Source organism: Alphaproteobacteria bacterium RIFCSPHIGHO2_01_FULL_41_14 (assembly GCA_001767855.1).
Classification (GTDB): Bacteria; Pseudomonadota; Alphaproteobacteria; order UBA7879; family UBA5542; genus 2-01-FULL-41-14.
On the sequence record MEMF01000002.1, the window covers coordinates 500295 to 523033 of the forward strand.

The following is a 22739-nucleotide window of genomic DNA, read 5'->3' on the forward strand; positions in this document are numbered from 1 at the left end:
TCCCCCTATGAGGTTATACATGAGGCATTTTTTATCGTTCGTGGTTCTTTGCCTGGCGCTCTCTGGGTGCCATCGACATATGAAAAAAGAAGTGGAAAACCCATTCCCTCTGAAATTGGATTTGAAAAGCTATACGGTGGTGAACTATATTCCGCTTCGCAAAGGCGAGAATTTAGACCATCTTTTAGATCTGGAAAAATGGGCCCAAGAAAAAGCGATGGTGGCAGGACTCCAGGGTGAAGGAGTGCTGGGGTTATTAGAAGGCCGGGCGTCTTTGGAAAATCACCCAACAGATCCTTTGATGAAGACTCTTTTTGTGGATATTATCCTTAGTTTTGAATTCAGAAATCAGCCCACCTATGGCAAAGGCAAGGCTTATTTCAGATTGTCAGAAACGCATGATCTGACAGAGGGAGATGTTCCCAGCATTCAAAAATATATTCACCAAAAATTAGAATCCATGGATAAACGATTCTTGTCTGTGGTGACGAGTCAGTTCCCCTTGCTAAGGAAGCCTTCTTAAGATAAAGACAAAATGACAAAAACATCAGAACCAGATTCTTTCCCTACCCGATCCCTACCTTTTCAGAGCACCTCTGAGGATATGGGACAATATTTCAGAAAAATTAAAAGCTATCCCATTCTAGAACCAGACGAAGAATATGAATTGGCCCAAAGGTGGTATCAAAGCCAAGATGCTGACGCGGCCCAAAGATTGATCACTAGTCATCTACGGTTGGTGGTGAGGATCGCGGCCGGCTATCGGGGCTATGGGCTGCCCATGGCTGACCTCATTGCCGAAGGAAATATCGGCATTCTCAATGCCATGAAGAAATTTGATCCAGAGAAAGGATTCCGATTTTCGACGTACGCCATATGGTGGATTAAGGCAGCCATCCAAGATTATATTGTAAGAACGTGGTCTTTGGTTAAGATTGGAACTACTGCAGCGCAGAGAAAGCTCTTTTTTAATTTAAAGCGTATGAAAAAAGAAATCTCAGAATTGGAAGATGATTTTCAAGGTATGACGGATAAAGATATTCGCGTGATTGCAAAGGAATTGAAGGTCACTGAAACAGAAGTGCGGGAAATGGAAGAACGACTCAGTGGCGGGGATGCCTCTTTAAATGCCTCTCCGTCATCGGAAGGAGAGGGGCCAGAATGGCAAGATTGGATTGAAAGCGCGAGTCCTAGCCAGGAAGAGAAGTCCATTGAAACAGATAAAGCGCGGAAGCAAACAGAAATTCTGGAAAAATGCCTTCAATATTTAACCCCGCGTGAAGTGGTTATTTTAAAGGCCCGTCGGCTCGAAGAACCTCCGAAAACGCTAGACGCAATTTCCAAAGAAGTGGGGGTTTCAAAAGAACGCATCCGTCAAATTGAAGAGCGCGCTTTTGCAAAGTTGAGAGAAATCATGCGCCAAGAATTTTCCAAACGTGGGTGGACAGATCTTGATAGAGGATAAGACATGAAGAATCGGTTAACACTTGAACAGAAAATCGGGCAACTTTTGATCGTCGGGTTTCACGGGACTACCCCCCAAGATGAGGGCGTTGAAAAGATCCTGGAAGATATTAAATTATCGCGCGTTGGGGGAGTGATTGCGTATGGCTATAACATTGTGGACCCTCGGCAAATCACCGTCCTGAATCGGTTATGTTTAAGCGCGGCTGAAGACGCCGGATTGCCACCTGTGTTTACCACGGTGGATCAAGAAGGGGGTAAAGTGCAGCGCCTCACAAAAGACAAAGGCTTTATAGGGTTTTCCTCTCCGGAAGAGATGGTTAAAAAAGGGATGGAGGAGATGGCGCGCCTCTACCATGAGATGGCGATTGAATTGAAAGAACACGCGTTTAATTGGGATTTCGCTCCGTGCGTTGATAGAGATCCTAAGGAGTATAAGTGCCCGATTTTAGGGGCACTGGGCAGGGTTTATGGGTCAGACATCGCCTCCATCGTCAAGTATGCCGGCATTATGGTGGATGCGTTTCACGAGGTGGGTGTCTTGAATTGTATTAAGCATTTCCCGGGCCATGGCAGTGCGAAAAAAGACAGTCATCAGGGGTTTGTGGATGTGACAGACCTGTGGCGCGCAGAAGAAATGGATCCTTTTTTTCAACTGGCGAAAAAAGGAAAAGTGGATGCAGTGATGACAGCCCATATCTTTAACGCCAAGTTAGATTCCAAGTATCCCGCCACCTTGTCCAAGGGAACGCTCCAAAAACTGAGAGACCACGGGTATGATGGGGTCATCATTAGTGATGATTTGCATATGTCAGCCATCCAAGAAAAATTCGGATTTGAAGAAGCAGCCGTGAAGGCACTGCAGGCGGGCAATGATATGGTGATTTATTCCAATAATAAATCAGCCGCTGCCAGTATTAAAGGATTTGAACCCGATCCAGAACTGCCGGAGAAATTTGGTCGCGTTATCTTGGAAGCCATTAATCGGGAAGTACTCTCCGAACAGCAAATCGATGAAGCCTTTGAGCGGGTGTTGCGGTTGAAGAAGAAATTTGTCTAAATGCGCTCGCCGAACCCCTCTTCTTTCAAAAATTTTTCCACCCCCAAAAAAAGGCACACGCAGTGGTTTGTCTTTGGGGTGGTTTTCTTGGGGGTGGCTGGATTGGGAACAGCGGGTTTTTTCCTATGGGAAACCCAATCTGGTAAAGGAGAGGAGATAAAAGCAAAAGAAACCATCTCTCCTATAGTTCCCCCACCAGACACCAAAAAGCCAGAAGACGCCTACCGAGATTTTGAAGAATCTGAAGAAGTGGGGGAAGTCGGGTCCCAAGATATGGAAGAGGGAAATGATGCGTCCTCTCGTGAGGATGATTCAGAACTCGTGAAAATTTTTAAAGACCAAGAGCGTCAAAATCTGGCCCCTTTCTCCGCTGATTCTTTGTGGCAGAAAAATGCTCAGAAGAGAGTGGCTGTTCCCAAAGGTAAGCATCAGGTGGGGATCGTCATGGACGGGATGGAATCTTTATCAGCAGAAGACTGGCAAGTCATCCATAAGCTGAAGGTGCCACTTACCTTTGTCTTGTCGGCCCAACATCCAGAAGCGAGAGCTTTCTCTGAGAAGGCTTGGAAGCAGGGGCGAGAAATTATGGTGAGGTCAAAGGCTGGGAAAGAAAGGCTGCTCGAAAAACAGTTCCCCCATCTCATGGGTCTGGCAACAGAGGCGCCTTCTAAAATCCTGCCCCTCTATTTAAATCTCTCGCGATCGAAGGGTTTAAGAGGAGGTCTCTCCCATCGAGTATTCTCATTCCCTCTGATTCGTGACAAAAAAGCTTTCTTAAAAAGTGAGCGGTCTATTGTGTGGATTTCCCTCAGTCGGGGTCGTGTGCGACAGGTGGTGGAGTGGGTACAGCAACAGAAGTCAAAAGTGGTGTTTGTGCCCCTATCCCAATTTGCCGAGAAAAAGGCAGAGCCTGTCAAACCAGAGACTATGATCGACCCTAAAAAACTGAAATCAAGTCGTGTGGGGCTTGTTTAAGACAGGGGTTTCACAATCACAGTGCCGTCGGCAAATTGGAGGTCAGCTCTCTCTTGGGTTTTCATGTGTTGGGCAGAGGTAATCAGATTTCCAGCGGTGTCTTTAACGAGAGCAAACCCACGCCCCAGCGTTTTAGTGTAAGAATAGCTTTCTAAGAGTTGGGCCAAACGATCGTATTGGCTTTTGTTTTTTACCAATGCCTCTTGCCGCACTTGGTGCAATCGATGGCTGATAAATTTTAGGGTTTGTGTGCTCTGATGTATTTTCTTCTCCAGCGCGGCGGAGAGACGCTCTTGCCGTTCATCCAAGATCTGGGCTTTCATCTGGAGGGATTGCTTGGGGCTGACAAGTCCCCGGGCAAGACTTTGCAGGGAGGTATAAAGATGGCGCATGTGCGTGATCATGGCCGTGTGGAGACGATGGTGGATGTGCTGAACGTTCTCCAGAAGGTCTAGCCGAACAGGCACGGCCATTTCAGCCGCCGCCGTGGGGGTAGGCGCTCGGCGATCGGAGGCGAAATCAATGAGAGTTGTATCGGTTTCGTGCCCCACAGCAGAGATCAGCGGAATCTGGCTGCCGGCAGCCGCACGCACCACATTCTCTTCGTTAAAGCTCCACAAGTCTTCTAAACTGCCGCCTCCTCGGGCGACAATGAGCAGATCTGGTCTTTGGTCTGGGGGCAGCGCATTAAAACCCAGAATAGCGTTCGTCACTTCCTGGGCGGATGTTGTGCCTTGTACCGCAACGGGCCACAAGATCACATGGCACGGAAATCTCTCTTTTAACCGGTGCAGGATGTCTTGAATGACAGCCCCCGTGGGAGAGGTGATCACCCCAATCTTTTTGGGCAGGAAGGGAATGGGTTTTTTGTGCTCTGCCTCAAAGAGACCTTCCTTGGCCAATTTTTCTTTTCGCTCTTGCAGGAGTTTTAAAAGAGATCCCACGCCCGCGAGTTCCATGGATTCGATGATGATTTGGTATTTCGAGCGTGCGCCATAGGTGGTGATGCGGCCATGACAGATAACTTCCAGTCCATCGGCAGGGGTAAGAGAGAGGTTTGTACCGCGCCAACAAATGGCATCAATGACGGACGTATCATCTTTCAGGGAAAAATAAGAATGTCCGGAAGAGTGGGATTTAAAACTGGAAATTTCCCCCCGTAACCGTACGGAGCCAAAAGCACCCTCAATGGTCTTCTTCAGGACAACAGAAAGCTCTGTCACCGTTAGAATAGGGCTTTGAACCCGAATGTCTAAGTCAATGTGTTCCATGAATGTGATTCTAAAGGTCATTTAACCTGAATTTAAGTGGAAAGGGAAGAGGGAAGTGACGCAGCACATAGGTTGGATGAAACAAAAAAACCTCTTGACTTTTTTAAAAAAGAGCTTTAATCTAACCATAGATATGTAACCATAGGAGTATTAGATGATTCGAATGGGCGCAGGTGAATTTAAATCAAAATGTTTAAAGCTCATGGATTTAGCTGAACAAAAACATGAAACCATTGTTATTACAAAGAGGGGCATTCCTGTGGCAAAGTTGGTTCCTTATGAGGACTCTCCAAAAATATTATTTGGGTTTATGAAAAATTCTCTTCTTATTAAAGGAGACATTCTTGATCCTTTAGAGGACCTGTGGGATGCAGAAAACAACTAACCTCCAACTTATTCTAGATACTCATATTTTTCTTTGGCTTATGAATGGAGACAAAGGGCTTTCAGAATTTTCCCTAGAAAAAATAACTCATTTCCTCAAGGGGGGCTACTTAGGTATTAGTGTAATTTCTTTCTGGGAAATTAGCATGCTACATTCTCGTCAAAGAATTCAACTTAATCAACCTTGCTTGAATTGGATTAACCAAAGTCTGAAAGCGCCAGGTATTGTCCCCTGTTCTTTGTCTCCCGAAATCTGTGTAGAAAGCTCTTTGTTACCAGGAGAGTTCCATGGGGACCCTGCTGATCGAATTATTGTGGCAACAGCACGTGTTTTTGGAATTCCTCTCATGACTCGAGATAAAAAAATATTGGATTATAGTACGCAAGGATATTTGAGTTCGCTAAAGGGATAGTTGAGGCGTCACTAAAATCAATTTTATCATAACATTCCCAAAGTCCCCTCCTCAGCTAAGGTACCGAGTTTACTCTTGTTTATAGTTATGTAGGAAAATTTCTAATACCAAAGTGGTCGGGGAGAGAGGATTCGAACCTCCGACCCCCTGGTCCCAAACCAGGTGCGCTACCGGACTGCGCTACACCCCGAACATATACATGGCTGAATATCTATAAAAATCTCTCAGCTGTAAAATTAGTTACTTATAAACCGAAATCAGATAAACCATCAAGTTAATTCTTTAAAAGCTTCAGACTTTCCGTCTCAATTTCTTTCTCTAGACGTGCCATGAATTCTGCTTCTCCTAATCCGGGAGGAATGGGGTCGAGGAATTTTACGCGGATGGTACCAGGGTATTTCATAAAGGTGCGTTTGGGCCAATAAACCCCCGAATTCAGAGCCACCGGCACGAGGGGAATATTCAAATTTTTATAGAGGAAATAAATCCCTTTTTTGTAGGGATTGTGGGTTCCCGGCATCGACCGTGTGCCTTCCGGAAAAATAATGATAGACCGTTTTTGGTGGATTCGATCTTTTGCCTGGTGTAACAAATTTTTAAGAGTTGAAATCCCCCCCCCTCGGTCAAGGGTGATCATGTCGGCCTTCTGTAAATAAAACCCAAAAAAAGGAATCCAGAGAAGCTCTTTTTTCAAGACATACACAGGTCGGTTCAGAATGTGGTTCAAAGCGATTGTTTCCCACGCAGATTGATGTTTAATCCCAAAGAGGACGGGGTCTTGGGGGATCTGACCTTCCACGCGATACGGGGTTTTTACAATGACCCGTAGGAGGGAGGAGACCCACGAAGACCACATCCGAGGAATAGCTCGGCTAAATCTTTTTGATAAGAAAAGGAGAGGAAAAAAGGATATCAACCAAATAATGGAGCCAAGATAAAAAGCAATGTTGAAGAAAATAGATCGAATCATCATGTTGGTTTTGCCAGAAGTCTATTTAAGGAAAGATCTTATACGCATTTCCAAAAAAACAATCAAATATTTATTGTATTCTTTAAATAAAAGCTGCCACAGGTCAGGCTCGCTCAGCCATCTCCGGTTTTGAAAAGAGGGGGAAATGATAGGATATGGAATGAGGATAATGTGGGGGAGAGCTGCTTTAAGTTCCAGTAAGCTGCGCGGGATATGATAATGAGAGGTCACTACCGTTAAAGAAGAGCAGGATTTTTCCTTGTTCCAGTCAGAAACTTCCTTGGCATTTTCTCGGGTAGTCGTGGCATTGAATCCCAAATCAATATGCCCTTCATATGGGGGGGATGTCGTGATTTCTTTCAGTTGGAGGCGTGTGCGAACGCCGGAGATTAAAAGAGGCTTCTGGGGAGTCGTTTCTAATAGTTGGATGCCTTTTTTAATGCGCCCTTTTCCCCCTGTCAAAATCACGATCCCCTCTGTCAGAGGGTGAGTTTCTTTAAAATGATGAATTTGGTAGAGGTAGAGAAAGAACCCTCCTACCCATGCGATCAAGAGGCAAGAGACAAGTGTTTTGAAGAAAGCGCTCCAACTCATCTTATTCCTTTATCTTAGAGGCCATTTTTAAGGGCTATCCTAACACTTAATCGGGCAGAAATCATAATAAAAAAAGTGATGATCAGGGCCGTTAAGGCAAAGACAAACGTGGCAAACGAAACGGTGATGAGTTTATCTAAAAATAAAATGCCAGAGCCAAAAAGGGCAATACTTATTAAGGTAAGCGCGCCCAGAACAAGACTGATAAGGCTGCCTCTCACGCCAATGCGGAAGGCGTGGGATTGAAACTGCCCTCCAATATAAGACTTCGTTGCCCCCACGAGATAAAGAATTTCAACCACATTGCGGTGGATGATGAGGCTGGTTTGAGAGGTGAAGGCAATAATAGAAATCGTGCCGAGAATAATCATGCTGACAATCCCAAAGCTGATGGCTTGGGTGGATTTGGCAATGTTGAGCACAATATTTTTTATGTCTTTATGGTCTTCCACTTGAGCATGTGGGGCGAGGGCGGAGAGGTTTTTTTTAAAAGAGTTCAGATGAAAAAGGTCTCGTTTAGAGATCTGGATTTCTAAAATTTTAGGCAGAATTTTTAGATCTTCTTCTGAAAAAGTGTTAGACCCTAGCTGTTCTAAAGCCTCTTTCAGGGAAAGGGCTTTAATGGATCCGAGTCCAGGGGTTGATTGGATGAGTTGAAAAATTTTGAACTCGGTTTCAATGTTGGTTTCTTCATTTTCCTCTCGCGGCGGCATTTCAAGAATGAGAGAATCGGTTAATCCTTGAACCCACTGGGAAGTGAGTTGATTCACCGATAGTCCAATAACAATGGCAAGGCTGGCCAAATAAATCATGAGTCCAATAATCCAAGGCAAAAAACGACTGGAGGGATCGGCATTCAGAGGCAAATCGGTATGAGTCTTCATTTTACCTCTCTTCCAGGAGAGCGTCGGTTATTTAACAGAACGGCTTGCCCTTTTTTTAAGAAAATTTCAGGATGATGAAACTCTTTGGCAAAAGAACGATTGTGGGTGGCCAGAATAACCGTGGTGCCAGACTTGTGCAGCTCTTCAAAGAGATACAAGATTTTTCTGGCTGCTTCTTCGTCCACATTGCCGGTGGGCTCGTCTGCCAAAAGGAGTTTGGGTTTTCCCATCACGGCGCGGGTAATGGCCGCGCGCTGTTGTTGGCCGCCCGAGAGGGTATGGGGAAAACTGTTTAAAACATCTTCTAAGCCTACCCAAGCGAGCAGCTCTTTGGCCTGTTGGCGCGCCTTGCGAGGATCTACTCCCCGAACTTTTAGGGGTAAGGCGACGTTTTCAACGGTTGTCAGATGGGGCAACAAACGAAAATCTTGGAAGACAATCCCCATTTTCCGACGAATGTGGGCAATGGAATGGGGAACAATCCGGGATAGATCCTCACCAAATAAGGATAAATGCCCACTAGTCGGGGGAATACCCATGTAAATAAGCTTTAACAGAGTTGATTTTCCCGCTCCACTGAGCCCCGTCAGAAAATAAAACCCTCCTTCGATAATATCTAGGTTCAGCTTGGAGAACAGGCGCACGTTTCCTTTAAAGGTAAGGCCAGTATTCTGAAAAGAAACGATATTAGGATGAGGTGTGATCATAAGGAATCATGATAAAGCATGCGGGGGTGAAAAAAAAGCATGAAAATAATCCCGTTGCAATTTAGGGGAGGAGTGATTAAATTGAACAAGTACGAAAAATCAGCAAATGCCATGTATACACAAGACATCAGAAGTTCTTTTTTAAGATTTTTTCAAAAAAATGGTCATCAAGTGGTGCCGTCGAGTTCCCTTGTGCCGCACAATGATCCTTCCCTCATGTTTACCAACTCGGGCATGGTGCAGTTCAAAAATGTTTTTACAGGGCTGGAGACTCGTCCATACTCCACGGCCACGACAGCTCAGAAATGTGTACGGGCAGGGGGCAAACACAATGATTTAGAGAATGTGGGGTACACGGCGCGTCACCATACCTTTTTCGAAATGTTGGGCAACTTTTCCTTTGGTGATTATTTCAAAGAAGAGGCCATTACCTATGCTTGGGAGTTGCTGACAAAAGAATTTAAGATTTCTCCTGAGAAATTATACATCACTGTTTTTTCGGAAGATGAGGAAACTTTCACTCTTTGGAAAAAGATTTCAGGGGTTTCGGATCACAAGATTATTAAAATCTCCACCTCGGATAACTTTTGGTCCATGGGCGATACAGGCCCCTGTGGACCGTGTACAGAAATTTTCTATGACCATGGAGAGCATATCTCTGGCGGACTCCCCGGAACGGCCGATCAGGATGGCGACCGGTTTGTGGAAATCTGGAATCTGGTCTTTATGCAATACGAGCAGCAAAAAGATGGCTCTCGTCTCCTGTTGCCGAAAACGTCAGTGGATACCGGGATGGGACTCGAGCGTATGGCTGCGGTTCTGCAAGGTGTCACGAATAACTATGACACAGATGTGTTGAAGTCTTTGGTGGTGGCTGTGGCAGAAAAAACACACACCAAGCTAGAGGGAGAAGCTCTTGTGTCTCAGCGGGTGATTGCGGACCATCTGCGCGCCAGTTGCTTCTTGATTGCGGAGGGGGTGCTGCCTTCTAACGAAGGGCGTGGGTACGTATTGCGCCGCATCATGCGTCGGGCCATGCGTCACGCGTATATGTTAAAGGCAAAGGAACCTTTGCTCTGCCAGTTGGTCCCTTTTTTGATCGAGAAGATGGGAGAGACCTACCCTGAGCTCGAGCGTGCGAAGGAATTGACCACCTTGACCCTGAGATTAGAAGAAGAGCGTTTTAGTGAGGCTTTCTCGCGAGGGCTCAGGGTTTTGGAAGAGGAAGTGAGTCAGTTGGGGGGGGCCGTTTTATCTGGGCAAGCTGCCTTTAAATTATACGACACTTATGGATTTCCTCTGGATTTGACCCAAGACATTCTTAAAAATAGGCACATCGATGTTAATACGGATGAATTTACCTTGTTGATGCAACGACAACGGGAGGCCGCACGAGCTTCGTGGGTGGGATCGGGAGACAGTCAAACAGAGACCCTATGGTTTGATCTCTGGGAAAAATGGGGAGCCACCGAATTTGTGGGGTATCAGGTTGACACCATTGAAGCCACTGTTCTAGCTCTCGTGAAAGACGGCCAAAAAGTCTCTACCCTGAAAGAGGGTGACACAGGGTTTGTGATCGTAAATCAAACCCCCTTTTATGGAGAATCGGGGGGCCAGATGGGGGACGAAGGCACTCTCTCTACCCTTACCGGGAAAGCAATCGTCACCAACACGCTCAAAAAGGTGGAAGGTCTTTTTGTCCATGAGGTAACAATCAAGCAGGGTCAGGTGGCTGTGGGCGACCAGGTGATGTTGAAAATTGACAAAGAGCGTCGCACAAAATTGCGAGCCAACCATTCAGCAACCCATTTATTGCATGAAGCTCTGCGGCGGTTGCTGGGGTCTTCTGTGATACAAAAAGGATCCTTGGTGGCGGAGGATCGTCTGCGATTTGATTTTAGCTATCCCCAAGCGGTGTCGAAGGAAATCTTGTATCAAGTGGAGCAAGACATTAATGCCCAAATCCGTGGGAATGCTTTGGTCTCAACCCAGATCTCGAGCCCTGAAGCGGCCATGAAGGCGGGGGCCCAGGCCTTGTTCGGGGAGAAGTATGGCGACGAAGTGCGCGTGGTTTCCATGGGGCATGAGCATGATCTCTATTCTGTGGAGCTCTGTGGCGGAACCCATGTGGAACGTTTAGGCGATATTGGCGCCTTTAAGATTATGGCTGAGTCAAGCGTGTCGTCGGGCGTGCGTCGTATCGAAGCCATGACGGGGGCCGCGGTGACTGACTATGTCCATGACATGGAAGAGACTCTCTTTACCCTCGCGGAGTCTTTGAGGTCTTCGGTGCGCGTGTTGCCAGATCGCCTGAAGGCGTTGTTGGAAGAACGCAAGAGCTTGGAAAAAGAGATCAAAAGTTTACGGTCTTCCAGGGGGAAAGCTCAGGGTCAAGAAACGGTGGAAACCATCAAGGGAATTTCCTTTGTGACACATCATACCAAAGACATGCCCGGTGGAGAGCTGAAACCCTTCATGGATGTACTCAAGAAAAAAATCGGGTCGGGGGTGATTTTGTTGACTTCCGTGACAGATGACAAAGCAACGGTTTTGGTGGGTGTGACGGAAGATCTGAGGAGACGGTATGATGCTAAGGATTTGATTCAACCTGTCGCCATGGCTCTCGGGGGCAAAGGCGGTGGTCGCCCTGATCTCGCCCAATGTGGGGGCAGTGCGGATAAGATTAGGGAAGCAGCCGCAGCTTTGAAGCTCACTCTTTAGTTATTTCATTTTCCTAAACACCAAATTCTTTATGACATCTTCAACGCCTAAATCCTTCAAATTCTCTTGTTTCAAAACCTTACTAACCCCATCCGTGGGGCCGCACAAATCGACCCCCGAAGAGTACGAGAAAAGGTATAAGGATGGGCATCCACTGAAATAGCAGAGGTGCATAGGGCCGGTGTCATTACCGAGGGCGCCGATGGCATGGCGGGCAATTTCGGGAATGTCAAAGAGGTTGGTTTTCCCCAACAAACTGAGGGCAGAAGGGCAGAGCGCGTGAATTTCTTCCCAAGCCTCGCGCTCATTTTTCGTGCCGAGCACGACAGGGGTGATCCCCTTGTCTGTTAGGTGCTGGGCGACTCTGCCGTAAAAAGAGGCAGGCCATTTCTTATGATCTTGACCGGGGGAGGTGCCTGGCACCAGCAGAAAATATTTTTTGGGGAGATGAAGCGGCTTAATATCGGCTCTCAACCAACTGAGATCGGGTTTAAGCACCTTTTTAATGCCAGCGACTTCAAGTTGGGTTCTGTTGATTTCCAAAATATGGTTTCCATAGACAGAGGGAACATCATAGTGGAAATCACAGCCTGGGAAGATCCCACTCCACTCTGGGCTGGGGTTAAAAAAGTGTTTCATGATTTTTAAGTACCACCGCGTGCGTTTCGACCGTTGGAGATCGTAAACGCGGGCAAATTTTTCTTGCCTCAGACGACGGAAAAGAGAAAGGATTTTAAAAGGATGTTGCCAAGGGCGTAGGCGATCGTCAATCCAGACCTCATCAAAGTAGGGAGACGCTTCAGCAAGGCGTTTAAAAGGGGGGGAGGTTAAGAGAACAACTTTATCTTTTTTGTGATGGTCTCGGATGGCCTTAAAAGCCCCCATGGCAAAAATCATATCACCCAGGGCGCCATGTTTAATGACAAGAATCCCCTTTTGCATTATTGAAACAAAACTTCCTGGTATAATTTGAGGGTTTTAGTCAGCATGGTCACGTTATCGAAATTTTTTCTCACATGGGCCATGGCAGCTTCTCGGATCTGATGGCGCTCATCAAGGGTCATATCCAAAACTTTTTCGATCACATAAGCGAGGCTGCGGCTGTCTTCGGGAGGAAATAAAAAGCCTGTTTTTCCTTCCACCACAATTTCTTTGGTGCCCCCATGGTTGCTACCGATAACAGGACAGCCCATAGCGCCGGCTTCAGCGGCGGTGCGTCCAAAGGTTTCAGGCTGGGTAGAGGGACAAATGGTGGCGGTGGCGAGTCTGTACAAAGCAGGCATATCTTTGCATTCATTAATGATGAACAAACGATCACGCAATCCATAGTTTTTCGCTTGTTCCTCTAGTTCTTCTACAAAGTTTTTCTTTTCTGTGGATCCTACAAATAAACAAATAAAATCCTGGCGATTAAGACGTGACATGGCGTCTAATAGAACTTCGTGGCCCTTTAATCGTGTAATGCGCCCCGGAAGGAGGAGAATGTATTTATCATCTGGAAGTTGCATTTGATTCATGATGGCTTCCATGCGGGCATCTGTCATTTTATCAGGATTAAAAACATCCAAATCTACCCCGCGCAGGATTGTGGTAATTTTTCCAGGGTTAATATCATATTTTTTTTGAATGTCTTGAGCTATAAACTTTGAGACAGCGATCACACGTTTGCCCCGGATCATAACGCTGTTGTAGAGCTTTTTGAACCTGTTTTGAAAGGGGTGAGTGCCATGAAAGGTGGTGATAAAAGGGACCCTCGTTTTTTTGGCGGCAAAATAGGCGCTCCAGGCGGGGGCGCGACTGCGGGCATGTACCACTTGGATCTGGTGATTTTTAATAATGCGTACCAACCGAGCAATGTTCATCCAGATGGTAAAAGGGTTCTTGGAGTGCAGAGGCAGATACTCGTGAATAATACCATTTTTGCGAAGATGGGAGACCAAACGTCCCCCATAGGAGGCGATCACGGGAAAGTGCCCTTTTTGTTTGAGAGCAATGGCCACGTCAATGGTGCCACGTTCCACGCCACCCATTTCTAGAGCAGGCAATACTTGTAAGACTCGGAGCTCACTTTTTTTCTTCACGTGTCAGATATCCTTATATTGGGAGTCATTATATCATATAGCTGGCCACTTATAAACTGAATACATCGTCACCGCGTCGCTCCTCGTTCCTCGTCTCATTTTAAAGTATCTCAGCTATAGATCGCTGTAAAAGGAAGAGAGCGTGCGCGGATATTCTCAGTTAATGGGAGGGGAGAGGGAGGCGCATCATTGGGAAATTCTTTAGTCTTTCCGTGCTTTAAGACTTGACTTTTGTGTCAAGACTGCTAAAAGAGACACTTAAGTTAAAAATGCTATGACCAATTTTTATGGATAAGATGATGTTTGCAATTATTCGCACAGGCGGAAAGCAGTATAAAGTTTCAAAAGATGCCAAGATTGTGGTGGAAAAGTTAGAATCTGCCGTTGGGTCTCAAATTATTATCACAGACGTTTTGATGGTGGGAACTGATACATCAACGGTGATGGGCAATCCCGTCCTTGAGGGGGCTCAAGTGATCACAACGGTTGAGAAGCACACGCGGGATGATAAGGTCATTGTTTTTAAGAAAAAGCGTCGTCATAACTATCGTCGTAAAAAGGGCCACAAGCAACATAAGACCATGTTGCGCATAGTTGATATCTTGCACGGTGGCAAAGTTTTAGCCGCGGCAGAAAAGCCAGCGGTTGTCAAAGAAGCGAAAGCTAAGGTTGAAGGTGCTGTAAAAAAGGCGCCGGCTGAAAAAGCCAAACAGGCTCCAGCAGCAAAGAAAAAGGATTAAGAAATGGCTCATAAGAAAGCGGGCGGTAGCTCTAGAAACGGAAGAGATTCGGCAGGACGTCGACTCGGCCTTAAAAAATTCGGAGACCAAGCGGTTATTCCTGGAAACATTATTCTGCGTCAACGTGGCACCAAAGTGCGTGCGGGAGAAAACGTGGGCATGGGGCGTGACCATACTCTCTTTGCTTTAACGGCGGGACGTGTGGTGTTTAAGCGCAAAGCACAAGATCGGATGTACGTATCCGTCTCTAGATTTTTGTTGTATGCAATGAATTGAAGTTGAAAAACCCAGGGCGAACATTCTGGGTTTTTTATTAGAGTTTTTTCGTACAAATGAAGAGAGGGAAAAATGAAGTTTCTAATTGTTGTTAGTCTTGTCTGTGGGTTGGTAGGGATCCATGCCCCTTTATTAGCTTCAAAATCAGTTTCATCAGAGAAGGGGTATCCTTTGCCAATTCTATCAAAGCATAAGGTCGCCAGTAATTTTCAAAAAGCCAAAAAAGGGTTTGAAGATCGCTGGAAAAAGTTTTCTAAAAATAGAAAGTTTATGCCTTTTAATCCCAAGCTTAGTGACGCTGAAATCGAAAAGAAGTTCGATAGTTTGAAAGATACAAGAAACAGTCTCTATTATGAAAACCCCTCTGAACAGCCCTTATTTGCTACAACAGATTTTGAACGAGCGCAAGACTTGCTCACCTCTGGTTTTTATAAAGCTCCGCATCTTTTAGCTTTTGAATATAACTGCAGCCACCCAAGTTTTAATTCGAGCAATGTAATTGTGAATGGGCATAGATTTTTGGCCCTAGAGGGGCCTCAAAAGTCTGCTCACGTTAGAAACTTCCTGCAACTATTGGTAAATTATAATGTGAAACATGTGATTCGGTTGACGAATGATATGGAAAAAGGAGTTTTCAAGACTGAAAACTACTGGAAAGACTCCCTGCAGACGAATAAAGAGGGGCCAGACAAGTTAGTCTATAAAATTCCAGAAGAGGAAAACAACCTGCCTTATTCATTTAACTATTATGCCATTGATCACTGGGGAGATAACTCAGGAACATGCCCTAAAGGGTTGCTTGATTTTGTGAAGCGGGTAAGGAAAGGCTATAATCCAGGAGATCTTATTGCGGTTCACTGTAGCGCAGGTGTGGGAAGGACGGGGACTTTTATTACAGCCTTCTTGCTTCTGGATGACATTGATCGGCAACTTAAAAAGGGTATTAAAAAAGAAAAGCTAAAATTAAGCATTGAGGAGTTGGTTTATAAGCTCTCTTTGCAACGAGCCTACTTGGTAGGAGAGCGATCACAGTATGTAACCTTGCATAGACTGGTGTCACTGTACTTACAGGAAGTATGAACAAACGAAACTTTTGTTAATAAAGCATTCAAGAGCGACATAAGGTCAGAACCTCTCGTTAAGGGGGGGGCATCCAGTGCATACTTCCCGTTGCGCAAGCAATAACATAGATGGAAAGATATTTAGAAAAAGCTCTTAGAAAACCTAAAAGGAAATTGGTGGCGGGGGCAGGATTCGAACCTGCGGCCTTCAGGTTATGAGCCTGACGAGCTACCGGGCTGCTCTACCCCGCGACAAGAAACCTCAACCGATTGAGATTAAGGGATGTATACCATACTTTTCAGGAGCATGTCTATCCCCTTGACGCTAAAGGCAAAATATTCCTTAACTGCGAAAAAACAGGTGTTAAGGATCTGCCCAATTCATCTTGCTTTTTCTCTAAAAACCTTTGATACTAAAGAAAAGACGAAACGAACCGGGGGCGTATAATGACAATAATGAACACGTGGAAATTTTACCTATTACCAATCATTCTCAGCGTTTGCGTTTTAGAGGTCAGAGGGGCTTATGATAGTCCCAGAGGTAATCCCAGAGATACCCCAAGAGATACCCCAAGACTTCGCCGGACGGTGACTGTTGCCCCACAGAATGTTCGCGTACGCAAAAATCCGAAAATAAAAGCGTCTGACGTTAATTTTGATATAAACACAACCAAAATCAACCGAGGGATGGAGCCGACGATTGAGCGACTCGCCAATGAGATGGCCATTTTGGTGAACAATCTTTACAAACGACGGGAACTTGACGAAGTTAATGTGCGCTCATTGGTGCGGATTCGTTTTTATCTTGCGGCGGTTTATAGAGAAACAAGGAACCAAAAATTGAAAGCTAGAATTCTGGAAGCAGTGCGCGAAATTAATGAAGAGTTACGCCATCGCTTAGACTTTGAAGAACGATATAAGGCGGGACTCATTAAAATTCCTGCTCGTACAAGTCCTATGGCTCGATCCGTGGGTACCCAAACAGAGAATATTGGGATAGTTCCGCGTCAGTCTCTTTCTTACTCTAGGCCCACACCACCGCTTGTTGAGTATGGTCCTCAACCCCAAACAAGGCAGCCCAGTGAGCTTAGGGCCGGATCTATTTCTAAATTAAGAGGGGCGGCTGATCGGGCACGTGAAAGAGTCTCGGCAAGAAAGCAATCTGTGGCTCCGTCTATACCTCCTCAAAGCACTGAAAAGTTGGTGGCGTTAATCCAGCAGGGGAAGATTGATAAACGTCAGCTGACGCGTGAAGATCAGGCACGCCTCGAGGCATACTCCCAAAATCTTCCTGTGCCAGTTTCGAGCGTAAGGCCACAAGCCAATCCTGTACCCCCAATATCCTTGATACCTCGCGCAGAGCTCCCTGCCAGATCTCGTGCCTTATTAGATTTTGTGGAGAGTGGCAAACTTAATCCAAATCAGCTTTCACCGAAAGATCGGGCTATGGTCAATGCGTATCTCGGCGGTAATGCACCGGCTCTTTCCCAACAGGCGGCAGGACCTTCTCGTTTGACGAGGGGCAGTGGTGTTTTTCAGTCCCAACAGCCTGAACCGCGCCCTCAACAAAGACCTTCTCAGCAGAAGCCTGTTGGGTCTCCTGCCAGCGTCACGAGCCCCGATTTCACTCAATCGGTGATAGCCAACCGGGGACGCCGTTTACAGGCTTTGTTAGATAAAAAGTATATCGACTCCGACCAATTAGGTGAAGAGGATAAAAAAATCTTAGAAGAGTATCGGGCAAGCCCAGAGTATCTGAAACGGTTACCTCCCCCTCCACCAGAGATGCTTGCGCAACCATTTGAGACGACTACAACAGCAGAAAATATACCGCCTCCACCCCCTCCACCTTCTTAATCCAAGATGAGGTTGTTAAAAACGATAAAATTAACCTAAGGTCAATAAAGAGATGAGGCACAGCAGACAAACTCTTGGAAAGGATCAGATAAAAAAAGGTCTTTTTCTTCTTCTCATTCTTTTTTGGGGGAATGAGGGGTTAACTGATGCCGCGGCAGATGACAGCTATTTGAAAAAATCTCCCACTTCAGAACTTAGCGCAGAAATGGATAAAGACAAGACAGATGAAGCGCCTAAAGAGGAAGAGGGGCCAAAGCACGAAGAATTAGAAAAATCATCTAAGCAGAAAGAAGCAGAAGAAGAACAGGCAGACGCTAAAAAAGATTTAGAAGAGGCAGAAGGGCGAGAAGCCGCCGCACAGAAAAAACAAGATGAAGCAGATGCTGAGTTAAAAAAACTAAGGGCGGCAAACCCTCAAGACAAAGAGGCCATTGCTGCTGCTGAAAAAAAGAAAGAGGAAGCCAGGCAAGAAAGAACAGAAGCTGCGGCAGATCAGAAAAAGGCGAAAGACAAGGTTGCCGCTGCTGATAAAAAGATAGAGACGGCAAACAAAGATCAAAAGAAAGCTCAAGACGCTGCCGATGCTGCGAGTGACGCAAAGTACGAAGAAGGTCAAAAGCAGAAAGCGGCAGATGACGCTGATAAGCAGCTTGAAGATGCCAAAAAAAGCAAAGACCCGAAAAAGATCAAAGAAGCGGAAGATAATAAGAAAAAAGCTGATGCTGAGTTGAAAACAGCAAAAGATAAGTCTGCTAAGACTGCACGCAAAGCCGAGTCTACAAAGAGTGCCACCCAAACCGTTGAAGAAAGGAATGCCAACGCGGCTCAAGCAGCGCAAAATGAAAGTCAAGAGGCTCAAGACAAAGCAGATGAGGCGGCTCAAGACCACGAAAATGCGAAACAAGACGTCTCAAATGCCCAAGACAAACTGAATAATGCTAAAACTCCAGAAGAAAAAGCGGCTGCTAAGGCAGACTTAGATAAGGCAAAGAAAAACGAAATGGAGGCAGCAGATAAATCGAAAAAGGCACAACAAACAGCCGATAAGGCTAAAGAACGAGAAGATGCTGCTTTGGCGAAAACAGAGACGACGGAAGAAACAAATGCCCGTCGTGCGGCGGCAGCTCAAGCAGATCATGAAGCTGCTCAAGAAAAACTACAAGATGCGGAAAACAAGCATGCGGACGCTCAACAAAAAGTATTGGATGCCCAAGCAGACTTAGATGTGGCCAAGAAAAAAGATGATAAGAAAGCCATAGCGGATGCACAGGAGAAATTAACCCAAGCTAAACGTGAAGAGTCTGCCGCGGGTAAAGACTCTAAAGCTGCCGCAGCCAACGCGGCGGCAGCAGAGAAGAAGGCCAATTCTGCACTGGCTAAAACAGAAACCGCTGATCAAACAGCCAAGCGTCAGGCCGCAGAAGCCGTAGGGACAGAAGATAAGGCAAAATCAGAGCTAACGAAGGCGCAGCAAAGCCAAGCGAATGCTCAATCCGATGTGGATCAAGCGAAAGCAGATTTGGTAACGGCTGAGAAAACATCAGGTCCTAATTCTCCAGAAGCTGACAAAGCAAGAACTGATTTGAGTGCAGCCCAATTTAAACTTCAAAAAGAAAAGGGAATGGTGGCGCAAGCACAGGGAAATCTGACTGGGGCAACGGCGGCAGCGGACCTCTCTTTGTCTAGAATCGAATCAAAACAAGAGGCAGCTCAGCGCAGAGCCAGTGCAGCCACGGCGCAATGTGATGATTTGCAACAGCAGGTATTAGCATCGCAGGCCAAGATTAGTTCTTTGAATCAACAAATTGTTGCGGCACAGGCAACGGGAGATACGGCAAAAGTTGCGGAGCTCTCTGCTGAAAAAAGAACAGAACAGAAACATCTTGATAAACTGAATCAGCAATTAGAAACAGCCCAAGAGAAGAAAAGGCAGGCCCAAAAAGATCTTGAAAGAGCTCAGCAAGACATAGATGCGGTTGAAACAGCTAAAGCAGCCTTTGAAACAGCTCTAAAAAATCAACAGGAGGCAGAAAAGAAGGTGGAAGAGGCAGAGGCAGCCTTGAAAAAAGCAGAAGCCGGAAGCAATGTGAATGCCATTGCGGCAGCTAAAAAGAACTTAGAGACGGCGAAGTTTAACTTGTCTCAAGCCGAAAACGATGTTTTACAAAAAGAAGGGGAATATAAGAAAGCATTGTATAAAACAGAAACAGTCTATCAGTTGCGGCAACGTAGGGAAAAAGAACTTAAAAAGGAAGCTGTTGATTTGGAAAATCAAGGGACGAACTTATCGTCAAGTATCCAAGAAAAAAAAGCAGCCTTAGAACGGGCGATAGCTGCTAATGATCGGCCGACGGCAGATCGACTGGCGAGAGAAATTGCGGCCGATGAAGATAATATGGCGTCCATGGAACAAGACTGGACAGAAGTTCAACAGAACAGACGTCAACTCACGGATCAAGGGAACAGAATGAGTCAGAATGAGGATTTTGAAGAAGGGCAACCCCCAGAACAGGATGATCGTGGGCCTCAAGGCGATTCCGAGGAGGGGGAAGATTTTGGAGAAGAAGATCTGGGAGAGAATGGACCTGAAGGAAACCAGGGGCCAGGTATGGAAGAGTCCGAGGAAGAAGTGGACGAAAGAGATTTAGAGTTGGGAGAATTAGAAGATGGGACTGGCCGACCTGGTTTTGGCCAATCCCCCCAATTTTCGACGAATCCAAACTTTGGAGGTCCCACTCCTTCCTTTGGAGGGGGATATTCCCCAACTTTCGGGCAATCAGGGAGCCCGTTTGGGGCTCAACCAACTTTTGGACAGAGTCCTCAGTTTTCTAGTCCAAATTTCTCTAATGGGCCCTCCTTTTCTGGTGGCCCTTCTTTTGCTACTCCGTCCTTTGATACACCTTCTTTTGGAGGAGCGTCCAGTCCCTTTGGTCAAGGGCCTGACTCTGGTCAAGGGGCTAATAAGGGAGCTGGAAATTTGCTTTGGGCGCCTTCGACCTCACGTGAGGGTCTTTATAAAGTAGAAAATGTACAAAGAAAATTTGATAAAACAGCTCTTCAGATTACAAAAGACAAAATTGAGGCTGTCAAAAGAACTAAGATGGCTTTGAAACGCGCGCAAGAAAATTTGAGAGAAGTAGAAAAAACAGAAGATTTGAGAAAAATAATAACCGCTCAGATTCAGGTGGATAGAGCGCGGCGAGACTATTATGAGGCGCGAAATAATGCGAGCCCTCTTGGAGTGCCTGTAAAAAGAAAAGATGGATGGTGGGATTCTTTCGGAGCAGATGAGAAAAACTATAGAATTGACGAGGAAGCAGGAGGTGTTGAGGCGTACGACCTAGGTGTTTCAGAGAACGTGGGAGACTTTGTGGAAGCCAGAACGCTGGCTGATCGAGTCTATTCTGAAAGCTTTCCCCGAGCAAGAAAACTGCAAGTATTAGAGAAGATCGGATTTGTGGTTCAAAATCCTGTAGGGGCACTTCGTCGAGCTTTAAACCGGTTTTAGAATCGTTTAGCGGCGCTTTTCAAGAAAGGTTAGTAAGTTCCAAATCGGATGGTCGGGCTGGAAGAATCAGTGTTCTTTGGTCTAGAGACAGGATTGTGAGATTCAAGAGGGGGAGTACTTGTTTCAATCGTCCAAGCGGACTTATCATTGAGGAGTTTTCTCAGAAGGGTATTATTCATAGAGTGTCCTGAGCAATGACCTTCGAAGGATCCAATGAGGGGCATCCCGGCCAAATAAAGATCGCCTACCACATCTAAGGCTTTGTGTCGGGCACATTCATCGGGGAAACGCAGCCCTTCAGGATTTAAAACTTTGCCTTGATCAAAGACAACGGCGTTTTCTAGGGAACTTCCTTTGGCAAGCCCCGCATCATACAACTTTTGAACATCCTCTAAGAATCCAAAGGTGCGTGCGGGGGCAAGCCCCTCTGAAAAATCTTGTAAAACATCTTGGGACTCATAAGTTTCAAAGGTATTTGTTCCTCGATTGCGGAAGGTATAATTCAAAGAAAATCCGGTGAGGCTTGGTCTGATTTCAGCCCAAATGTCGTCCGTGCTCAGGGTGATGGTTTTCAAAACTCTTAAGTAATGACGAGGAGATTTTTGTTTGGCGGTTCCAGTGGTGTCAATCGTCTCGAAAAAGGGCTGTGCACTTCCATCTAGAATGGGGATCTCCGGGCCATTAATCTCAACGAGGAGATTGTCAATCTTCTTGGCCGCAAGGGCAGCCATGAGATGTTCAATGGTGGCAACAGATGCTCCATAATTATTGGAAACTTTTGTACAAAATTGTGTGTCTGTTACATAGCTCCAGAGGGCAGGAATAATGTTCTGAGTTTGAGGAAGATCTACCCTTTTAAAAACAATGCCATGGTTTTCTGGGGCGGGGAAAAGAGTGATGGTGGTTGTGTTTCCAGAGTGGGCGCCAATGCCGGTGAGTGAAATGGCATTTTTAATTGTTTGTTGATACATCTTGTTTTCCTAAAACATCCTACCTTTACTGTAAGCTGTTCTGCGCGCGACAGGAAATCAACATATGTTTCATTTTGTTACTAATGGGTGTATCAATTGGCCATGCTACCACCCTTGTGCACAAAACTCCCTACCCTCTCCTCGGTTCAACCATAAAGAGGGCGGCAATCTCAGCGCGCAGTTCTGGGATGCCATGACCCTCAAGAGAAGAGGAGAGGATAATTTCGGGATAGAGAGCAATAAACTCTTTTGTTTGGGCTCTCAAAGACTGACGGATGGATTCCTTTTCAACTTTCGTGAGTTTGTCCGCCTTCGTTAAAATAATCTGGTAAGAGACAGCGGATTTGTCGAGGGCTAAGAAAAGGTCTTTGTCCGTGGGTTTCAACCCATGGCGACTATCAATGAGTACATACACCCGCTTTAATGTCGAGCGGCCTTGCAAAAAGTCAAAAATGAAAGCCCCCCATTCCAGACGCTTTTCTTTGGACACCTGGGCGTATCCATACCCGGGGAGGTCAACCAGATGCCCCTTATTGCCCAAATTAAAAAAGTTAATTTCTTGGGTGCGTCCGGGGGTATTGGAAACGCGGGCTAGTTTCTTTTGGTTGACGAGCGCATTAATCAGAGACGACTTGCCCACGTTCGATCGCCCTGCAAAGGCTACTTCACTGAGAGACTCTGCGGGCAGGTTTGCGACGCGCGTGGCAGCGCCCTGGAAATCACACGTTTGGGCAAAGAGCCACCTCCCGGTTTCAATCCAGGCCTCATCCTCTGCGGGGAAAAGGGGTGCTTGGGGGGTCAC

Annotated in this window: 21 protein-coding genes and 2 tRNA genes; 12 read left to right on the plus strand and 11 right to left on the minus strand. The window is 46.1% G+C overall.

Annotated elements, in window-relative coordinates; translation table 11 throughout:
* Positions 1-19: 19 nt before the first annotated feature.
* The 4 genes from A2621_02475 to A2621_02490 are packed head-to-tail and all read left to right on the plus strand — an operon-like array spanning position 20 to position 3499.
* Positions 20-523: a hypothetical protein gene (locus tag A2621_02475; GenBank protein ID OFW89746.1), complete on the plus strand. Its 504-nt coding sequence runs from the start codon at positions 20-22 to the stop codon at positions 521-523.
* A gap of 12 nt (positions 524-535) precedes the next feature.
* Positions 536-1465: an RNA polymerase factor sigma-32 gene (locus A2621_02480; protein OFW89747.1), complete on the plus strand. Its 930-nt coding sequence runs from the start codon at positions 536-538 to the stop codon at positions 1463-1465.
* Between the two features lie 3 nt (positions 1466-1468).
* Positions 1469-2524, plus strand: a complete 1056-nt coding sequence (locus A2621_02485; protein OFW89748.1) for a hypothetical protein — start codon at positions 1469-1471, stop codon at positions 2522-2524.
* A complete protein-coding gene (locus A2621_02490) occupies positions 2525-3499 on the plus strand; it encodes a hypothetical protein (protein OFW89749.1) in 975 nt (324 codons plus the stop codon).
* Here the strand turns inward: A2621_02490 and A2621_02495 are convergent.
* The gene (locus tag A2621_02495; GenBank protein OFW89750.1) at positions 3496-4770 is read right to left on the minus strand and encodes a hypothetical protein; all 1275 of its coding nucleotides are present in this window, start codon (positions 4768-4770) and stop codon (positions 3496-3498) included. The two genes, A2621_02490 and A2621_02495, sit on opposite strands and share 4 nt — an antisense overlap.
* Positions 4771-4924: 154 nt before the next feature.
* On the opposite strand from A2621_02495, the gene A2621_02500 reads away from it, so the two are divergent.
* Positions 4925-5155, plus strand: a complete 231-nt coding sequence (locus A2621_02500; GenBank protein OFW89751.1) for a prevent-host-death protein — start codon at positions 4925-4927, stop codon at positions 5153-5155.
* Positions 5139-5567 (plus strand): hypothetical protein, encoded by a 429-nt coding sequence (locus A2621_02505; GenBank protein OFW89752.1) that lies wholly within the window; start codon positions 5139-5141, stop codon positions 5565-5567. The genes A2621_02500 and A2621_02505 overlap by 17 nt, the downstream gene beginning before the upstream one ends.
* A gap of 113 nt (positions 5568-5680) precedes the next feature.
* On the opposite strand, the gene A2621_02510 is transcribed toward A2621_02505, so the two are convergent.
* From A2621_02510 to A2621_02530, 5 genes are all read right to left on the minus strand, one after another.
* Positions 5681-5757 (minus strand) — tRNA-Pro (locus A2621_02510).
* A gap of 84 nt (positions 5758-5841) precedes the next feature.
* A complete protein-coding gene (locus A2621_02515; GenBank protein OFW89753.1) occupies positions 5842-6540 on the minus strand; it encodes a hypothetical protein in 699 nt (232 codons plus the stop codon).
* Between the two features lie 18 nt (positions 6541-6558).
* The gene (locus A2621_02520) at positions 6559-7131 is read right to left on the minus strand and encodes a hypothetical protein (protein ID OFW89754.1); all 573 of its coding nucleotides are present in this window, start codon (positions 7129-7131) and stop codon (positions 6559-6561) included.
* Positions 7132-7145: 14 nt separating this feature from the next.
* Positions 7146-8015 (minus strand): hypothetical protein, encoded by an 870-nt coding sequence (locus A2621_02525; protein ID OFW89755.1) that lies wholly within the window; start codon positions 8013-8015, stop codon positions 7146-7148.
* Complete coding sequence (locus A2621_02530; GenBank protein ID OFW89756.1) at positions 8012-8722, minus strand: cell division ATP-binding protein FtsE; 711 nt, start codon at positions 8720-8722, stop codon at positions 8012-8014. The genes A2621_02525 and A2621_02530 overlap by 4 nt, the downstream gene beginning before the upstream one ends.
* 111 nt (positions 8723-8833) lie before the next feature.
* Here A2621_02530 and A2621_02535 point away from each other — a divergent pair, with 111 nt between their 5' ends.
* Positions 8834-11443: an alanine--tRNA ligase gene (locus A2621_02535; GenBank protein OFW90121.1), complete on the plus strand. Its 2610-nt coding sequence runs from the start codon at positions 8834-8836 to the stop codon at positions 11441-11443.
* Here A2621_02535 and A2621_02540 read toward each other — a convergent pair whose 3' ends face one another.
* Both A2621_02540 and A2621_02545 read right to left on the minus strand, forming a co-directional pair.
* A complete protein-coding gene (locus A2621_02540; GenBank protein ID OFW89757.1) occupies positions 11444-12385 on the minus strand; it encodes a hypothetical protein in 942 nt (313 codons plus the stop codon).
* Positions 12385-13524, minus strand: coding sequence for a hypothetical protein (locus tag A2621_02545; protein OFW89758.1), 1140 nt, complete (start codon positions 13522-13524; stop codon positions 12385-12387). The genes A2621_02540 and A2621_02545 overlap by 1 nt, the downstream gene beginning before the upstream one ends.
* Positions 13525-13823: 299 nt before the next feature.
* On the opposite strand from A2621_02545, the gene A2621_02550 reads away from it, so the two are divergent.
* The 3 genes from A2621_02550 to A2621_02560 all read left to right on the plus strand — a co-directional run bounded on the left by A2621_02550 (position 13824) and on the right by A2621_02560 (position 15620).
* The gene (locus tag A2621_02550) at positions 13824-14264 is read left to right on the plus strand and encodes a 50S ribosomal protein L21 (protein ID OFW90122.1); all 441 of its coding nucleotides are present in this window, start codon (positions 13824-13826) and stop codon (positions 14262-14264) included.
* Positions 14265-14267: 3 nt separating this feature from the next.
* Positions 14268-14540: a 50S ribosomal protein L27 gene (locus tag A2621_02555; protein ID OFW89759.1), complete on the plus strand. Its 273-nt coding sequence runs from the start codon at positions 14268-14270 to the stop codon at positions 14538-14540.
* Between the two features lie 72 nt (positions 14541-14612).
* Positions 14613-15620, plus strand: a complete 1008-nt coding sequence (locus A2621_02560) for a hypothetical protein (GenBank protein OFW89760.1) — start codon at positions 14613-14615, stop codon at positions 15618-15620.
* A gap of 156 nt (positions 15621-15776) precedes the next feature.
* Here A2621_02560 and A2621_02565 read toward each other — a convergent pair.
* Positions 15777-15853 (minus strand) — tRNA-Met (locus A2621_02565).
* Positions 15854-16057: 204 nt separating this feature from the next.
* Between A2621_02565 and A2621_02570 the strand changes: the two genes are divergently transcribed.
* Positions 16058-17458, plus strand: coding sequence for a hypothetical protein (locus tag A2621_02570; protein ID OFW89761.1), 1401 nt, complete (start codon positions 16058-16060; stop codon positions 17456-17458).
* 52 nt (positions 17459-17510) lie between these two features.
* Positions 17511-20966: a hypothetical protein gene (locus A2621_02575; GenBank protein OFW89762.1), complete on the plus strand. Its 3456-nt coding sequence runs from the start codon at positions 17511-17513 to the stop codon at positions 20964-20966.
* A 29-nt stretch (positions 20967-20995) separates the two neighbouring features.
* On the opposite strand, the gene A2621_02580 is transcribed toward A2621_02575, so the two are convergent.
* Together A2621_02580 and A2621_02585 are read right to left on the minus strand one after the other, a co-directional pair.
* On the minus strand, positions 20996-21937 hold the full coding sequence (locus tag A2621_02580; protein ID OFW89763.1) for a UDP-3-O-[3-hydroxymyristoyl] N-acetylglucosamine deacetylase: 942 nt from the start codon (positions 21935-21937) through the stop codon (positions 20996-20998).
* A gap of 130 nt (positions 21938-22067) precedes the next feature.
* Positions 22068-22739: a hypothetical protein gene (locus A2621_02585; GenBank protein ID OFW89764.1), complete on the minus strand. Its 672-nt coding sequence runs from the start codon at positions 22737-22739 to the stop codon at positions 22068-22070.

What these genes read in the sequence shown, in the direction of transcription:
- A2621_02530 (OFW89756.1), bottom strand. Translation starts at nt 8,722, where the DNA reads ATGATCACACCTCATCCTAATATCGTTTCTTTTCAGAATACTGGCCTT.
- A2621_02535 (OFW90121.1), top strand. Translation starts at nt 8,834, where the DNA reads ATGTATACACAAGACATCAGAAGTTCTTTTTTAAGATTTTTTCAAAAA.
- A2621_02580 (OFW89763.1), bottom strand. Translation starts at nt 21,937, where the DNA reads ATGTATCAACAAACAATTAAAAATGCCATTTCACTCACCGGCATTGGC.
- A2621_02520 (OFW89754.1), bottom strand. Translation starts at nt 7,131, where the DNA reads ATGAGTTGGAGCGCTTTCTTCAAAACACTTGTCTCTTGCCTCTTGATC.
- A2621_02490 (OFW89749.1), top strand. Translation starts at nt 2,525, where the DNA reads ATGCGCTCGCCGAACCCCTCTTCTTTCAAAAATTTTTCCACCCCCAAA.
- A2621_02550 (OFW90122.1), top strand. Translation starts at nt 13,824, where the DNA reads ATGTTTGCAATTATTCGCACAGGCGGAAAGCAGTATAAAGTTTCAAAA.
- A2621_02480 (OFW89747.1), top strand. Translation starts at nt 536, where the DNA reads ATGACAAAAACATCAGAACCAGATTCTTTCCCTACCCGATCCCTACCT.
- A2621_02475 (OFW89746.1), top strand. Translation starts at nt 20, where the DNA reads ATGAGGCATTTTTTATCGTTCGTGGTTCTTTGCCTGGCGCTCTCTGGG.
- A2621_02575 (OFW89762.1), top strand. Translation starts at nt 17,511, where the DNA reads ATGAGGCACAGCAGACAAACTCTTGGAAAGGATCAGATAAAAAAAGGT.
- A2621_02500 (OFW89751.1), top strand. Translation starts at nt 4,925, where the DNA reads ATGATTCGAATGGGCGCAGGTGAATTTAAATCAAAATGTTTAAAGCTC.
- A2621_02495 (OFW89750.1), bottom strand. Translation starts at nt 4,770, where the DNA reads ATGGAACACATTGACTTAGACATTCGGGTTCAAAGCCCTATTCTAACG.
- A2621_02555 (OFW89759.1), top strand. Translation starts at nt 14,268, where the DNA reads ATGGCTCATAAGAAAGCGGGCGGTAGCTCTAGAAACGGAAGAGATTCG.
- A2621_02570 (OFW89761.1), top strand. Translation starts at nt 16,058, where the DNA reads ATGAACACGTGGAAATTTTACCTATTACCAATCATTCTCAGCGTTTGC.
- A2621_02515 (OFW89753.1), bottom strand. Translation starts at nt 6,540, where the DNA reads ATGATGATTCGATCTATTTTCTTCAACATTGCTTTTTATCTTGGCTCC.
- A2621_02525 (OFW89755.1), bottom strand. Translation starts at nt 8,015, where the DNA reads ATGAAGACTCATACCGATTTGCCTCTGAATGCCGATCCCTCCAGTCGT.
- A2621_02540 (OFW89757.1), bottom strand. Translation starts at nt 12,385, where the DNA reads ATGCAAAAGGGGATTCTTGTCATTAAACATGGCGCCCTGGGTGATATG.
- A2621_02560 (OFW89760.1), top strand. Translation starts at nt 14,613, where the DNA reads ATGAAGTTTCTAATTGTTGTTAGTCTTGTCTGTGGGTTGGTAGGGATC.
- A2621_02485 (OFW89748.1), top strand. Translation starts at nt 1,469, where the DNA reads ATGAAGAATCGGTTAACACTTGAACAGAAAATCGGGCAACTTTTGATC.
- A2621_02505 (OFW89752.1), top strand. Translation starts at nt 5,139, where the DNA reads ATGCAGAAAACAACTAACCTCCAACTTATTCTAGATACTCATATTTTT.